The organism is Verrucomicrobiota bacterium (assembly GCA_016871535.1).
Taxonomy (GTDB): Bacteria; Verrucomicrobiota; Verrucomicrobiia; order Limisphaerales; family SIBE01; genus VHCZ01.
On record VHCZ01000159.1, the window covers coordinates 1 to 14,523 of the forward strand.

Annotated in this window: 13 protein-coding genes; 9 read left to right on the plus strand and 4 right to left on the minus strand. The window is 59.7% G+C overall.

Annotated features, from left to right (window positions below; translation table 11 throughout):
• Positions 1 to 81: 81 nt before the first annotated feature.
• Positions 82 to 294: a DUF2905 domain-containing protein gene (locus tag FJ398_18420; protein ID MBM3839902.1), complete on the minus strand. Its 213-nt coding sequence runs from the start codon at positions 292 to 294 to the stop codon at positions 82 to 84.
• A 222-nt stretch (positions 295 to 516) separates the two neighbouring features.
• On the opposite strand from FJ398_18420, the gene FJ398_18425 reads away from it, so the two are divergent.
• Both FJ398_18425 and FJ398_18430 read left to right on the plus strand, forming a co-directional pair.
• Positions 517 to 1,740: a UPF0261 family protein gene (locus FJ398_18425; GenBank protein MBM3839903.1), complete on the plus strand. Its 1,224-nt coding sequence runs from the start codon at positions 517 to 519 to the stop codon at positions 1,738 to 1,740.
• Between the two features lie 333 nt (positions 1,741 to 2,073).
• Entirely contained in the window at positions 2,074 to 4,452 is a 2,379-nt protein-coding gene (locus FJ398_18430) for a hypothetical protein (GenBank protein ID MBM3839904.1), read from the plus strand.
• Between the two features lie 204 nt (positions 4,453 to 4,656).
• On the opposite strand, the gene FJ398_18435 is transcribed toward FJ398_18430, so the two are convergent.
• The gene (locus FJ398_18435; protein ID MBM3839905.1) at positions 4,657 to 5,076 is read right to left on the minus strand and encodes an FtsX-like permease family protein; all 420 of its coding nucleotides are present in this window, start codon (positions 5,074 to 5,076) and stop codon (positions 4,657 to 4,659) included.
• A gap of 21 nt (positions 5,077 to 5,097) precedes the next feature.
• A complete protein-coding gene (locus FJ398_18440; protein ID MBM3839906.1) occupies positions 5,098 to 5,634 on the minus strand; it encodes a hypothetical protein in 537 nt (178 codons plus the stop codon).
• Between the two features lie 114 nt (positions 5,635 to 5,748).
• Between FJ398_18440 and FJ398_18445 the strand changes: the two genes are divergently transcribed.
• The 7 genes from FJ398_18445 to FJ398_18475 all read left to right on the plus strand — a co-directional run bounded on the left by FJ398_18445 (position 5,749) and on the right by FJ398_18475 (position 13,100).
• The gene (locus tag FJ398_18445; protein ID MBM3839907.1) at positions 5,749 to 6,900 is read left to right on the plus strand and encodes an ATP-binding protein; all 1,152 of its coding nucleotides are present in this window, start codon (positions 5,749 to 5,751) and stop codon (positions 6,898 to 6,900) included.
• An 844-nt stretch (positions 6,901 to 7,744) separates the two neighbouring features.
• Entirely contained in the window at positions 7,745 to 8,032 is a 288-nt protein-coding gene (locus FJ398_18450) for a hypothetical protein (protein MBM3839908.1), read from the plus strand.
• A gap of 307 nt (positions 8,033 to 8,339) precedes the next feature.
• Positions 8,340 to 9,449 (plus strand): DNA polymerase III subunit beta, encoded by a 1,110-nt coding sequence (gene dnaN / locus FJ398_18455; protein MBM3839909.1) that lies wholly within the window; start codon positions 8,340 to 8,342, stop codon positions 9,447 to 9,449.
• Between the two features lie 85 nt (positions 9,450 to 9,534).
• On the plus strand, positions 9,535 to 10,059 hold the full coding sequence (gene lspA, locus FJ398_18460) for a signal peptidase II (GenBank protein ID MBM3839910.1): 525 nt from the start codon (positions 9,535 to 9,537) through the stop codon (positions 10,057 to 10,059).
• A 90-nt stretch (positions 10,060 to 10,149) separates the two neighbouring features.
• A complete protein-coding gene (miaA, locus tag FJ398_18465; GenBank protein ID MBM3839911.1) occupies positions 10,150 to 11,109 on the plus strand; it encodes a tRNA (adenosine(37)-N6)-dimethylallyltransferase MiaA in 960 nt (319 codons plus the stop codon).
• 84 nt (positions 11,110 to 11,193) lie between these two features.
• Positions 11,194 to 12,447, plus strand: a complete 1,254-nt coding sequence (gene hflX, locus FJ398_18470) for a GTPase HflX (GenBank protein ID MBM3839912.1) — start codon at positions 11,194 to 11,196, stop codon at positions 12,445 to 12,447.
• A gap of 26 nt (positions 12,448 to 12,473) precedes the next feature.
• Positions 12,474 to 13,100, plus strand: a complete 627-nt coding sequence (locus tag FJ398_18475) for a response regulator transcription factor (GenBank protein MBM3839913.1) — start codon at positions 12,474 to 12,476, stop codon at positions 13,098 to 13,100.
• Between the two features lie 562 nt (positions 13,101 to 13,662).
• Here the strand turns inward: FJ398_18475 and FJ398_18480 are convergent.
• On the minus strand, positions 13,663 to 14,523 hold an 861-nt coding region (locus FJ398_18480; GenBank protein ID MBM3839914.1), incomplete at its 5' end, for a hypothetical protein.

The following is a 14,523-nucleotide window of genomic DNA, read 5'->3' on the forward strand; positions in this document are numbered from 1 at the left end:
AGGTTGGATAGGTTGGATCAAATGCCACCAGCGAAGCCGAAAGCGGTAGGCCAAAATGTCGCAACACGATTCCGCCATCCGTCAACGGCGGAACAGCCAGAGCAGGAAGGTCAGCACCGCGCTCAAGATCAGGCAAGTTACCCAGGGGAAATGGAAACTGAAATTTCCCCGCGAATACTGAACGTCCCCAGGCAACCGGCCAACCCAGCCGCGTCCAAAGCCCATCCACAGGGCCAACCCAACCAGGGCAATCAATATCCCCGTGACAAACAGGAATTTGCCGACATCGTGCATGGCTGAATTTGTGATCGTCCCGTCGCCGAATATGGCATAAGATCGCGCGTGGGATCAAGTAATCGCAACTGAACCTGCAATTCTCATTTTGGCAACAGAGGGAGCGCGCGGCTCGCATGTAGTCCCGGCTTTAGCCGGTTTTGTGCGTTGGCCGGCTAAAGCCGGGACTACGTGCAGGTCACAATGAGAATTGCTGACCAAACCAATCACGCAAAAGGCATCATGCCGACGATCGCAGTCTTAGGAACACTCGACACCAAAGGCGAGGAGCATCGGTTCATCGCCGAACTCATCCGGCAACGCGGCCATCAGGTCCTGGTGATCGACGCCGGCACGCTGGATCCACCGAAGTTTAGCCCGGACATTCCCCGGCAGGAGGTCGCCGCCGCCGCGGGGGCGGACCTCGCGGCCCTCGCCGCCAGGAGGGATCGAGGCCAAGCCGTGGCCGCGATGTCGAAAGGCGCTCCCATCGTCCTTGCTCGATTGGCCGAGGAACACAAGATCGACGGCGTGATTTCACTCGGTGGCGGTGGCGGGACGGCAATTGCCACGGCTGCCATGCGAGCGCTTCCAATTGGTTTTCCCAAGGTCATGGTCTCGACACTCGCGAGCGGGAACACGGCGCAATACGTCGGGGTGAAAGATATCGTGATGTTCCCCGCGATTGTCGATGTCTCGGGGATTAACCGGATTTCGCGACAGATTTTGACCCGAGCAGCAGGTGCGATTTGCGGCATGGTCGAGGCCAAAGTGCCGCCGGGCGAGGACAAGCCGATCATCGTCGCCAGCATGTTTGGCAACACGACGGCCTGCGTGCAACGCGCCCAGAAACTCCTCGAACAAGCCGGTTATGAGGTGCTCGTGTTCCACGCCACCGGCGTCGGGGGACGGACCATGGAATCGCTCATTGAATCGGGAATCGTGGCCGGGGTGCTGGACATCACGACCACCGAGTGGGCGGACGAATTGGCAGGAGGCTTTTTGACCGCTGGCCCGACCCGTCTGGAGGCCGCGGCCAAACACGCGGTGCCCGCAATCGTCGCGCCCGGCTGTTTGGACATGGTCAATTTCTACGGGCCCGAATCGGTCCCCGCCAAATTCCAGGGCCGGACTTTTTACCCCCACAATCCGCAGGTCACCCTGATGCGCACCACGCCCGAAGAATGCGCCCAACTGGGAAGAATCCTCGCGGAAAAGCTGAATCTGTCGAAAGGTCCGGTCACGGTGCTGATCCCCGACAAAGCCATCAGCGTCATCAGCGCGCCCGGCCAGAAGTTCCACGATCCGGAAGCTGATCGCGCTCTGTTCGACAATCTCAAGTCACATCTCCGAAAGGACATCGAGGTCATCGAATCGGACTGCGAAATCAACGACGCGCGCTTCGCCGACCTTTGCGCCCACACCTTGCTGAGAAATATTGGGCAACAGGCCAACCGCACTGACTGAGGTTAAGAACGCCAACGCTGTAACGACTTCCTTTGCGCCTTCGCTCGGTTGGATTATTGTCCTGTCTAATGAAGCGTCGAAATCAAATTTCTCCGGCGGATCGTGGCGCCCCATATCGACCAGGTTGTTCCAGGGGTGCGCGCCGGTCAGGTAAATCGCCTGGCCGCTCCCATCCCTGAAATAGCGCGGGTTGGCCGGGCTGGCGCGCAACGGGCCGCGGGCGGGCGCGGCTGCGATCAGCGGCGTGGTCAAACGCTGACCACTCCGTCGTATCTATTCGTTATTGAAACAACCTGTTCCCCGTAAGAGAGCGCTCGCAATCATTCTAATTCTATGAATCCACATCCACCTGTTCCTGGTTCGGCCGGTCGCTGGAGTCTCAATTGGCTTCTGGGTTTGTCGCTTCTGCTCACGCTGGCTAAGCCGGTTCTGGCTGCGTCCAAAGGCGAAATGCTCTTTGTGACCAGCAACGCTGACTCGCCGATCAACGCCGACCCGGCTTTCATCGAGTTCTTCACCGCCAATGGCTATGTCGTGACGCTCTTTGGCGCCGGCGGCAGCACGCCGGAGGACTTGCGCGCCGCCGCGGCGGGCAAAAAGGTCGTCGTGTTCTCCGAAACCATCGGTTCGACTTCCGTCCTGGATCCCGCCGGCGACGCCACGGGCGTCTTCAGCCTCAAGAACACGGACGTCCCGATCATTTCCTTCGAGGCCTACATGTTTGACAATGCCGATTGGGTCAAGCGCACCGCGGACGGCTCCAATGATTTCACGCAGTGGGGCAACACGAGCCGCACGGAAGTGGCGGACACGCCGATCAATGACGGACGGGATTCGCTTTATATTCGCAAGGCGGATCATCCCATCGCGAAAGGTTTCACCGGGAAGGTGAAGGTTTACAACGAACTCTACAGCCTCAGCTACGGCTTGCCCTCGCCGGACGCCGATGTGGTGGCCAGCGTGCAGGAGAACGGCACCTTCCCCACGATCTTCGTGTATGAGAAGGGCGACAAGCTCGTCGATGGCAGCGTGGCGCCCAACAAACGCATCGGCCTGTTCCTAGGCCAGAATGCGGCCCCGGACTTCAACACCGCGCTCGACTTTGCGAACTTGACCGCCGCGGGCAAACAGTTGGTCCTTCAGACGGTGGATTACGCCGCCGGCGTCACCAGTGGCACCACCACTCCGCCACCCGTGACGCCTCCTCCAGCCGCCAGCAACATCATCTACGTGGAAGACTTCAACACCGAGGGCGAGGGCACTCGCTATACGGTCGAAGGCCGCGGCTTCGTGCCGAAGAATGGCCAGGCCGTCCCGGTGCCCGCGGGCACGTCCTACTGGACTCGCAATGTGGACGTCGTGGCCAAAGGTGAAGTCGTCGGCGTGCCCTTCCCCGCGCCCGCCCGGCGAGCCACGATGCTCTTCAATCACGGGCTTGATCCCGCCTCGCTCACCGCCGACGGCAAGAAACTGCTCGATGCCACGATCAAGTGGCTAACCGAGGGCAAGCAGAAGATGGTCGTGATGTTCAGCGCGCCGGCCGGCGCCGACAGCCTGGGCGACCAATACTTGATTTCGACGCTGACGGCCCAGGGCCATACCGTGATCGATGATGACACTTCCGTCACGCTGCCGGCAAAAATCACCGCCGACAAGGTGGACTTCATCATCAATTCCAGCACGGGTGGAGACCCCATCCGATTGGCTAACGCTACCGTGCCCTTACTGTGCTTCGCCAGCGATCTTGCCGGTGACATGCTTCTGGCCACTCGAGGATTGAATGACACGACCTTTGACCCCGGGGACGTCAAGATTGCCGCGACCACCCATCCCATCGCCGCCGGACTGCCGGCCACGATCAAATTTGTCAACGCCGCGCAGCCTTTCGACACTGTCGGGCTGGGGTTGCCCGCAGGATCAGTGACGGTGGCGACGTATCAATTCACGGATGACGCCGGGGTCGTCTCGACGCGTCCATTCCTGGTGGCCACGGAGAAAGGGGTCCAACTCCTGGGAGGTCTCATCAGCGGGATGGAAGGAACCGGATACTGGGCCGGGGCGGATTTGAATGAACCCAATATCTCCAACTCCACGTTCGGCACGATCAATGAACCCCGCAGCCTGACGCTGAAACCCGTCAACGTCACCGGCAAGACCAACCTTAAATTGACCTTGGCTTTGGCCGGCACAGAAGTCGATTTCGATCTCGGCGCCGACGACTTTTTCTCGATCAAAGTGGACCTCAAGAACACGGGTGAATTCATTGAACTGGCCAGGTACGGAGCCCCCACAGCCAACGAGAAATTCCTCGTTGAAAGAATTAAGGGCGGAGACGGAATGGGAGGACCAACTGATTTGGTGAAACCCGACTACACGAAAAGGGTGGGAATTGTCGCGAAGGAGTTCACCTACGACATTCCCGACGGCGCCACCCAGTTGGTCGTTCGCTTCGAGTCCAATTCGACCTTCTGGAACGAGATTGTCGCTTTCGACAACATCCGCATCCACACCGGTGCCCTGGCGGCGCCCAAGCCGCTCATCTCGATCAAGAGGGACGCCGACAAAGTCGTCGTGGAATTTGGCGGAGTGCTGCAAAGCGCCAATTCAGTCACCGGCCCGTGGACGGACGTGGCTGGAAACCCCAAGAGCCCTTACACCATCGAAAGAGGTTCGCAAGCAACCGCCCGGTTTCTCCGCGCACGCGCTCCGTAACGGACGCGCTTCACCTTCGGCGACCGAAGTGCCCTGGCTCGGTTGCCGAGAGAGAATCCAGCGCGCCTTCGTTAAGGTAGTTACAGTAAGGTGGGGCGAGGCTCCTGCCGAGCCAGTACCATCGACGAAAGGCTCGGCGGGAGCCGGCGGGAGCCTCGCCCCACCGCCGTTAATTAATTAGGACAACGCCTGGCAGGTTTGGCATTAACCTTCTTTCAACACGGTCATGGGATCCCGCATCGCGCCCCGTTTCGCCGGCCGCCAGATGGAGAGCAATCCCACGAAGCTCATTAAGACCAACACGGATAGAAGCGTCGCGGCATCAAACGGCTGCACGCCGTAAACCTGGTTCTGAAGAATTCTTGTGGCGCCAATGGCCCCGATCAGTCCGCAACCCAGGCCGATGCCCAGGACGCGGACGCCCTCCTTCAAGAACAGGCGAATGATGGAGCCTCGACTCGCGCCCACGGCCACTCGGATGGCGATCTCGCGTTCGCGCTGCTGCACGGTGTAAGTCGTCACCCCATAGATTCCAAGAGACGCCAAGAGCGCCGCGAAGACAGCGAAACCCGTCAGCATGGAAGTCAGGAAGCGCGTGCCCGCCCCTTTCCGATCCTCGCTCACAATCGTCCGCGTGGCGGCCACTTAAACGAACGGCTCGAGCTGGATTGCCGCCGCACGAATCCTTTGTTCCCAGCGTGAAGCCGCACCGGTGGCGCGCACATGCACCGACGCGAAGCGCCCCGGCACTTGAAGAAAAGGCAGATAAATGTCTCGGAGATCCGCATCGTCGTAGCCCTGCCGAACGTCGATCACTGGCTGAACGCCGAGACCGCGAATGAACCCGGGCGGAACGCGCAAGCCGCGAAATGTTTTCACGACGCCATCGTCCATCACGTAGAACGTCGCGCTCGACGGCGTGATCGTGTCCTCGAGGACGTCGCCGAGCGACCTCCAGTCAATTTCAGACATGCCACGCGGCTCGTACGGACCGGGTGGGGCGTACATCACATGATAGACACGCTCGGCTGTGGGATAAGGCAGCGAGCGAATCAGGTAAGCGTTGACCATCGCGAATGTGGCCGTCGCGAGCGCCAGGCCAACAGCGAGCGACGAAACCGCCACGAACGTGAAGCCGGGGTTTTTCAGCAGTTGGCGGAAAGCAAATTTCAGGTCGTTCATGAGAGTTGAGAGTCAGTGGTCAGTGGTCAGTTGCCAGTTACGCATCACGTTTCACGTTTCACCAAACGAAACCACGCTTGCGTTTGGTTGGGCTAAACGCCATTCTGCCTGCGTATGGTAAGACGCCGCTTTTGGCTGGATCACCTTGAGGCCGCCTGGCGGAAGCGCTCCATCGTTTGGCTGCGCGGTGTGCGACGGACCGGCAAGACCTGTCTGGCGCAGACGCTCGATCGGGTGGAATACTTCGACTGCGAACTGCCCCGGGTGCGCCGGGCCGCCGAAGACCCGGAGGCCTTTCTCGCCGGCCTGCGGCGCAAGCGGGTGGTGCTGGACGAAATCCATCGGCTGCCCAATCCGTCCGAACTGCTCAAAATCGCCGCCGACCATTTCCCGGACATCCGGGTGCTGGCGACCGGCTCTTCCACACTGGGGGCGAGTGTGCGCTTTCGCGACACGCTGGCGGGCCGCAAGGTGGAACTCTGGCTGACTCCGATGATAGAGGTGGATTTGGAGTATTTCGGGAACTCGGACCTGCGGCATCGCCTGCTCCACGGCGGATTGCCGCCCTATTTCCTCTCCGCCGACCTTCCGGAAAGGGATTATCAGGAATGGATGGATGCTTTCTGGGCCAAGGACATCCAGGAGTTGTTCCGTCTGGAGCGGCGCGCTTCGTTTCAGCGGTTCGTGGAACTGCTTTTTGCGCAAAGTGGCGGGTTGTTTGAGGCCACGCGTTTCGCCGCGCCTTGCGAAGTCAGCCGCACGACCATTACGAACTATCTGGCTGTGCTGGAGGCCACGGGCGTGATGCTCGTCCTCCGGCCCTTCAGCTCGCGGCGCAGTCACGAGATCATCGCCGCGCCGAAGGTCTATGGTTTCGACACCGGCTTCGTTTGCGCGCATCGCGGCTGGACCGAATTGCGGCGCGAGGATCTCGGCCAGTTGTGGGAGCACTTTGTGTTGAATGAAATCGTGGGGCGAACCGGGAGGGTGGACGTTCGATTCTGGCGGGACAAGCAGGGGCACGAAGTGGATTTCGTCTGGGCGCCCCGGCGCGGTCCGCTGCTGGCGCTGGAGTGCAAGTGGTCGGCGAAGGATTTCGATGCTGCCGGGCTGCTGGCCTTCGGGCGCCATTACCCCAAGGCCAGGCTGCTGGTGGTCGCGACCGACGCCACGCCAGCTTTCAACCGAAACTACGGCGGCCAATCGGTCGAATTCGTCCGACTGGGCGACGCCGTGGCGCGGCTGGCGGATAGAGGCGAAGCGTGAATCGGAGCAAAGGGGTCAGTCCCACATATTAATTCAACAAATCGAATCAAACGAGGATCGCCAATTGTCAAATTGAAATTGTGAAATGCGACCCCCAATCACGCGACCCCCAATCACGCCAATCACGCCAACTCTGACTCCATCGCCCAGCGCTCTTGAAGCTGCAAAATCCCCTCGGGTTGGAGTTCATCCCAAAGCCGATCCAACAACTCGGCCCGCTCTTGAACCGAGAGTTCCTTCACACTTTGCTGAACTTTTGCAAGCGTCATACCGCAAGAATCGAATTCTCCCAAGGATCCGTCAAGCACTCCAGCAAACGATGACGGATCGAACGAGTCTGTCCCGGCGAGCTGCTCGACGTGCGTGGAACACGTCGGACTAGGCTCACTGGGGACAGGCTCGCCCTACCGTCAGGTTTCATGGGAAGAACGCAGTCGTTGCAGTCGTTTGGGTCGTACGATCTGCATGTGGATCACGTGGGACGACTCTGGATCGCCACCTCCGCCGGCCTGGTCGTGTATGAGGGAGGCCACTTCAGACAATGGCGCACGCCGGAGGGACTCCGAACCGCAAATGTGCGGACGCTGGAAGAAGGGAAGGATGGAAGCATGTTCGTCGGCACACGCCAGGGGCTGTGGCAGATCGCCGGAGGGCAGGCTTCTGAACTCGCTGTTCCAGGAGCGTCGTGGCCCGATTCAGCGTGTGCGATCGTGTGCGAACCGGGCGGCGTGGCGTGGATCGCGCATGGCAATCGGCTTTTTCTGCTGCGGGATGGCCAACTGCAAATCCAGGGGAGTTCGGCCGACGTGATCAACGCGCTGGAGGTTTCACGTGACGGCGCCCTGTGGTGTGGTTGGCAGGACCGGCTGGTCCGCTGGCCGCTCGGCCAGACCCCGGAAGAAGTGACGATCGTCTTGGCTCTGCGGTCGCAGTTTCCGGGGGCACGATCTTGGTGGGCGCTTTGGGAGTGGACCGGCCGGAGAAGGCGGACGCTGGCGCGGCCTATGTATTCAATTTGCCTGGAGGCGAGGACTTTAACGAGCGGGGTCCGGGTACGTGGAGCAACGAACCCTCGGGGTGTCGGAGCGAACGCTCAGGCTGTCCGCCATGCCGGAAATTCCGCATTCCCTGATCGATTTCCGACCGCCGATCCAAACGAGCGCAGCTAAGTGGTCCATTTCATAAATACGCTCACGTTCGCGGCAAGGGATTTTTCGGCCAGACGAGCGTTCGCAGCAAGTAAGTTGTTAGTTTCGGGCTGAATCCTTGCGAACAACCTTTAGCGTGTCGGGGATTCAGGGGCTGTTGGGAAGTTGTACCAGAGGGTCAATTTCACCTAAGTCCTTGGGCGGCCCTTGACACCATGAGTTGTTTCAATTATTCACAACCCATAATAATACTCTACTTCCTGGACCAAATTTCAGAGTATTATATCTGTCATGAAACTTGCCATTTCCAAAGAGCAACTCATTGTCGGTTTGCAAGCGGTGCAAAATGTCGTCAGCACTCGCACCACGTTGCCTATCCTCTCGAACGTGTTGTTGAACGCGGGTGATGACAGAGTGGAACTCACGGCAACCGATCTGGATGTTACGGTCTCGTGTTCAGTGGAAGCGAAGGTGGCTAAGCCCGGAGCCGTGACCTTGCCGGTCAAAAGGTTTTTTGGGATCGTTCGAGAGCTTGGCGCTTCAGAGTTGCAATTGGACGTGGATGACAAGCATTCCTGCGCTCTGGAATGCGGCGCGTCCTTCTTTCGCATCAATGGCATGGCGCCGGAGGAGTTCCCGCCCGTGCCCAATTTCAAAGAGACTCGCGCTGTGGTGCTCCCGCAAGAGAAGCTGCGCAGCATGTTGCGGAAAACCAGTTACGCCATTTCGACCGATGAAACGCGTTTTGTCCTCAACGGGATTTTCTTCAGCGTTAAAGAAAACAAAGTGACGATGGTGGCGACGGATGGCCGGCGTCTCGCCCTCGTGGATGAGGAAGCGGAAGGTCTGGAAGGCGTGAGTCTGGAGTTCATCGTCCCGACCAAGGCCGTCAATGAATTGAGCCGTTTGTTGCAAGGATCAGGCGACATCGAAGTCCGGCCTCGCGAGAATCAGGTGGCTTTCAATTTGCGCGGCGAGGGCGGCCTTGCCGTCGTGGTGATTTCGAAGTTGGTGGAGGGCAATTATCCGAATTACCGGCAAGTGATCCCTACGCAGGTCAAGGAAAGGGTACCCATTGTGCGCGAGGAACTCCTGCAGGCGTTGAAACGCGCCGAAATTATGACCAGCGAAAAGTCCAATTCGGTGAAGCTGACTTTCGCCAAGAATAGTCTCGCGATTATGGCGAATACGCCCGATGTCGGAGAAGCGCGCGAAAGTCTGGCCATCAATTACAAAGGAAAAGATATGGCGATCGCTTTCAATCCCGGCTACCTGATGGACCCATTGCGCGCGCTTGACAACGATGAGGTTTTTTTGGAGTTGATTGACGAGCTCAGCCCTGGCGTGCTCAAGATCAACGGGCCGTTTCTCTATGTGCTCATGCCCATGCGCATGAGTTGAGCGACGGATGGGGCGGAAACCTGCCCAAGACCCTTTGAACACCAACACCCCTTCCTCCGACGCGGAGTATATTTCGGCAAACAGCATGGCGTCGAATTCCAATATGCGCGTCGCGATCGCCGCAGGTCTGATCGTGCTCGCGGATCAGATCACCAAATACCTGGTGCAGCGCTACCTCCCGTACATGCAGGAATGGATTGTGATTGATGGATTCTTCAAATTGGTTCACTGGGGCAACACCGGGGCGGCCTGGAGCCTGTTCCGGGACTACAATGAGGTGTTAGCTATGGTGTCGGTGCTTGCGTTGGGCGTTCTTTTTCTGGGCCGGCGGCATTTTGACTCCGGGACGCCAGTCGGCCAAATCGCGCTGGGGCTGCTCTTTGGAGGAATCGTGGGCAACCTGATTGATCGGGTGCATGAAGACCGGCGGCATGTGATCGATTTCATTCGATTTTACGTGAACCAGCGCGGTGGCGGTGAAATCGGTTTCCCCGCGTTTAATGTCGCGGACAGCGCCATCTGTGTCGGCGTGGGACTGCTGTTTTTATTGTCTTGGAAGAATGGCCACGCGCAGAGTCCACCGAGGGAGGACGCCACCAGGCGGGCCTAGTGATGTGTCTCACAACATGCCAGGTCTGTTCTTGCGTGAGCACTTCGAGGAACGGATGGAGGAGACGAAGTCCATCACCAGCGAGACCTCATGCCAGCAGCGCCAGTGAGCTTGGAAGGCGTGATCTTGCTCGGTGGCCCGACGGCGACGGGCAAGTCGGCCGTCGCGAGCCTGCTCGCGGAGCGAGTCCAGGGAGAGATCATTTCCGCAGATTCAATGCAGGTTTTTCGCGGATTGGACATCGGCGCCGCCAAAGCGAGTTTGGACGAACGTTCCAGAGTGCCGCATCACCTGGTGGATGTCGTAGGTTTGACCGAGTCGTTTGACGCGGCGGCCTGGGTGAACCACGTCGAGGCAACTCTGGCCGGGATCAGAGGCCGAGGGAATACCGCGATCATTTGCGGTGGCACGGGATTATACTTCAAAGCGCTCCTCGAAGGCCTCGGCGAGTCGCCTGCTCCCGACACGACGCTGCGCCGGGAGTTGGAGAGGGTTCCCCTCGAAGAATTGCTGGACGAGCTGCGCCGGAAGGATCCGTCGATGTACGAGCGAATCGATAGAGAAAACCGCCGCCGCGTCGTCCGCGCCGTCGAGGTCATCCGCACGAGCGGGCGAGCGTATTCGACACAGCGAGCAGCCTGGACGACACGGAGCGGGGATGCGCACGCCTCAACCGCAAAACGCGAATCCACGCGACAGTTTTTTGGCCTCGAACGAGAGCGCGACGATCTCCGGCAGCGAATTAATCAGCGCGTCGAAACCATGTTTCGGAATGGACTGGTCCAGGAAACAAAGCGATTGATGGACCAGGGCTTGACCGAGAATCGAACGGCGATGCAAGCGATCGGCTACCGGCAGGTTGTCGAGCATCTCCGTGGCGAGCGATCCCTGGAAGAAACGGTGGCGCTCGTCAAGCAGCGCACCTGGCAGTTAGCCCGTCGGCAATGGACCTGGTTCCGGCGCCAACTGGATTTGGAATGGTTGATGATTCAGCCTGGCGAAACTCCGGAATCCGTGGTTGCCCGGTTGCTCGGTAAGCTGCGGCGCTGAGTTGCGCCGCGCGAACCATCCAGGTATAATCCCACTCACGATTTGAAAGCACTGATTTCGACCGCCACCCGGCGCACCGAGCGCGTGTTCCTGGTTGGCATGGAGTTAAAGGGACGCAGCCGCTGGGACATCGATGAATCCCTGAGCGAGTTGGCTGAGCTGACGAAAACCGCCGGCGGCGACGTCGTGGGCGAAGGCGTCCAGCGACTCGACACGCCCTTGGCGGCAACCTACATCGGCTCTGGCAAAGCCGAAGAGTTCTCCGCCAAATGCCGGCAGGAGGACGTGGACACGGTGATTTTCGACGACGACCTGTCGCCCGCGCAAAGCCGCAACCTGGAGAGGATTTTTGAGTGCAAGGTCCTCGACCGGACCGCATTGATCCTCGATATCTTCGCGCAACGCGCGCGCACCCGCGAAGGCAAGCTCCAGGTGGAGCTTGCGCAGTTGCAGCACTTGTTGCCCCGCCTGACACGCTACTGGACTCACCTTTCCCGGCAAAAAGGCGGCATCGGCATGCGCGGCGAAGGCGAAACGCAATTGGAGACCGACCGCCGCCGCGTTCAGGTGCGGATCGACAAAATCAGCGAAGCCCTGGAAACTGTGCGGCGGCAGCGCACCACGCAGCGACAAGGCCGGAAACGAAACCAATGGCCCCTGGCCTCCATCGTCGGCTACACCAACGCCGGAAAATCGACGCTCCTGAACCGGCTGACTCAGGCTTCGACTCTGGTCGAGGACAAACTTTTTTCCACGCTCGACCCGACGACGCGGCGCCTGCGGCTGCCGACCAATCAAAACGTTCTGCTTTCCGACACCGTGGGTTTTATTCGGAAGCTGCCGCATCGGCTCGTGGAAGCGTTCAAAGCCACGCTCGAGGAAGTCGTCCAGGCTGATCTGTTGCTGCACGTGGTCGATATCAGCCACCCGCACGCGGACGACCGGATCGCCGCCGTCAACACGGTCCTGGCCGAATTGGGCGCTCAGGACAAACCCACGCTGATTGTTTTCAACAAGATTGACCGGCTCACAACCGGCGCCGCGATGGACCTGTATCGCGATCGCTTCGCCAACGCCGTCGCCGTCTCGGCCGTGCAAGGCACCGGCCTGGAGGGGTTGCTGTGTGAGTTGGGCAGCCTTCTGCGCCCGGCGCGCCAGTTCGTTGAGTTGCGGGTGCCGCACGGCGCTTCAGACGTGATCGCGCGGCTGCACGCCGTCGGCCAGGTCTTGGAATGCCGGTACGGAAAAGCCAGCGCCAGCATCAAAGCGCGCATTCCGCCCTATCTCGAATCCGAATTCGCCCCGTTCCTTTCAAAGAACGGGCAAGGCGCGGGATGATTCCTTCAGTCCAGAAATCGACCCGCATGCCCATCAACGTCTCCATCGTCGAAGACAACGACCAGTTGCGGGGCACGCTGGCGCGCGTCATTGATCGCGCGGAAGGCTTCCAATGCCTCAGCCACTACTCGAATGCCGAAGCCGCGCTTGAGGCCCTGCCGAAAATGCGTCCCAACGTCGTGTTGATGGACATCAATTTGCCCGGAATGAACGGCGTGGAATGTGTTCGGCGCTTGAAGCAACTTGTTCCGGAGACGCAGGTTGTGATGCTGACCGTTTACGAGGATACGGAAAACATCTTCAACGCTCTCGCTGCCGGTGCCACGGGCTACCTGCTGAAACGCACGCCGCGCGATGAATTGCTGGCGGCGGTTCGGGATGTAGTCCAGGGCGGATCGCCCATGACCACTCACATCGCCCGCAAGGTCGTGCAATCCTTCCAACAGACCAGCGCTTCGGCTCAGCCGACCGAGAACCTTTCGGCGCGGGAACAGGAGGTTCTGGATTGCCTCAGTCAGGGCTTTCTTTATAAGGAAATCGCCGAGAAACTGGGCATAAGCTACGAAACGGTTCACACTTACATCCGGCGGATTTACGAGAAGCTCCAGGTCCGCACTCGAACCGAGGCCGTAGCCAAGTTCCTGAGACGCTAGTGATGTGTCTCACAAATGGCTGGAGAGCCCCCAGCCGATTGTCCCTTGTCCCCAGTACTGGTGACTGGCAGGCCTCTGGGCATAGGCTACTGTAGCTCCGTCAATGACGATGCAAAAATGCAGTTGTTCCGTGTGTGTAGCAATGGCGTAAGTCTGCGGCGCCGCATCGGCTGACGGCTCTTGGTAGCCAGCGCAGCTCCGAGGCAAAATCACTAAGCGCTTTGTTCTCATTGCAGGAAGGCCGGGTGAAAGCCCGGCCTTCTTGTTTTTTTGGCGAGTAGCAAGACTAAGTGATCCGAGATCGAACAACCCGACTTCCTGCGGACCGCGGTATTCGCAAATCAGTTCGAAGTTTCCCGCGGTTTCCGTCGTGAATTCATGACGCACCGGACTCCAGGTCTGGCGGTTGAAATCCCTTCACTGGACCGTTCTCCGGAAATGCGGAGCAAGACCCCTGTCCCGGCAAGGTTCGGCGGAAGTCCGGACACTTTCGCCAGGCCCGTGAGTTCGTAGCGTCCGGGCGGCAACGTGACCGTCTTGCGCCAGGCGCCGCTGCCCTGTCTCAGTAGCCAAACGCGGAGAGATAATTCGCAGTTCGCAGGTAGATGTTCCCGTCCACAATCGCCGGCGTGGCCATAATTTGTTCCTCCAGATCATTTCGTGCCAGCACGTGGAACGTGTCGCCCGCTTTGACGACGGTCACCACGCCCTGTTGCGACGCATAATAGATTTTGCCATCCGCCGCGACGGGTGACGCATAATAGTCGCCGAGCGCGCCCAGTCGTTCTTCCTGATAGAGCACCCGCCCCGTCCTCGCTTCGTAGCACGATGCCATGCCGCCGTTCTTGATCACATAGACGCGGCCTTCATAAAAGAGCGGCGAGGGCACATACGGGAGACCGCGCGTTTGTTTCCATGCCAGATGTGATTCCGTGATGTCGCCGCGCCCGCCGGGCCGAACCGCGAACACCGCATTCTCGGCTTTCGCGAAGATCTCTTCCGAAATGCGCCATTCGTTGTCCGTCACGAAGGAAGAATTCCCCGCCGGCCCGATTCGGGATCGGTTTACGCGACGAGTGCCCCGTTGGCAGCGCGACTCTCCAGAGCTGATGGGTCCCAGGCCCGAACTGCGCCGGCGCTTTTCCTTCGGCGGCGACGCCGTGGCCGTTTGGTCCGCGGAACTGCGGCCAGTTTGAGTTTGATTCGGCGCAACGTCCAACGTCGATGACACGCAGCGAGACAAGAAAACAGAACACAGACAGGAGTAGTCGCATAAGAGCGTGTCCGAAAATTCCGCGGGGTCCTGTTTTCGCGCCAAAGGCCGGATGGCGAGGCGCAACGAAGGAGAATATCCTCCCTGGATCTTCGACTGAGGAGCAACGAAGCCAGGCGGCCTTTGGCGCGAAAACCCTCCGGGCGGCGG

Excerpts from the sequence above, each read along its gene's own strand:
- FJ398_18425 (MBM3839903.1), top strand. The coding sequence starts at position 517 with ATGCCGACGATCGCAGTCTTAGGAACACTCGACACCAAAGGCGAGGAG.
- dnaN (MBM3839909.1), top strand. The coding sequence starts at position 8,340 with ATGAAACTTGCCATTTCCAAAGAGCAACTCATTGTCGGTTTGCAAGCG.
- FJ398_18440 (MBM3839906.1), bottom strand. The coding sequence starts at position 5,634 with ATGAACGACCTGAAATTTGCTTTCCGCCAACTGCTGAAAAACCCCGGC.
- lspA (MBM3839910.1), top strand. The coding sequence starts at position 9,535 with ATGGCGTCGAATTCCAATATGCGCGTCGCGATCGCCGCAGGTCTGATC.
- FJ398_18430 (MBM3839904.1), top strand. The coding sequence starts at position 2,074 with ATGAATCCACATCCACCTGTTCCTGGTTCGGCCGGTCGCTGGAGTCTC.
- FJ398_18420 (MBM3839902.1), bottom strand. The coding sequence starts at position 294 with ATGCACGATGTCGGCAAATTCCTGTTTGTCACGGGGATATTGATTGCC.
- miaA (MBM3839911.1), top strand. The coding sequence starts at position 10,150 with ATGCCAGCAGCGCCAGTGAGCTTGGAAGGCGTGATCTTGCTCGGTGGC.
- FJ398_18475 (MBM3839913.1), top strand. The coding sequence starts at position 12,474 with ATGCCCATCAACGTCTCCATCGTCGAAGACAACGACCAGTTGCGGGGC.
- FJ398_18445 (MBM3839907.1), top strand. The coding sequence starts at position 5,749 with ATGGTAAGACGCCGCTTTTGGCTGGATCACCTTGAGGCCGCCTGGCGG.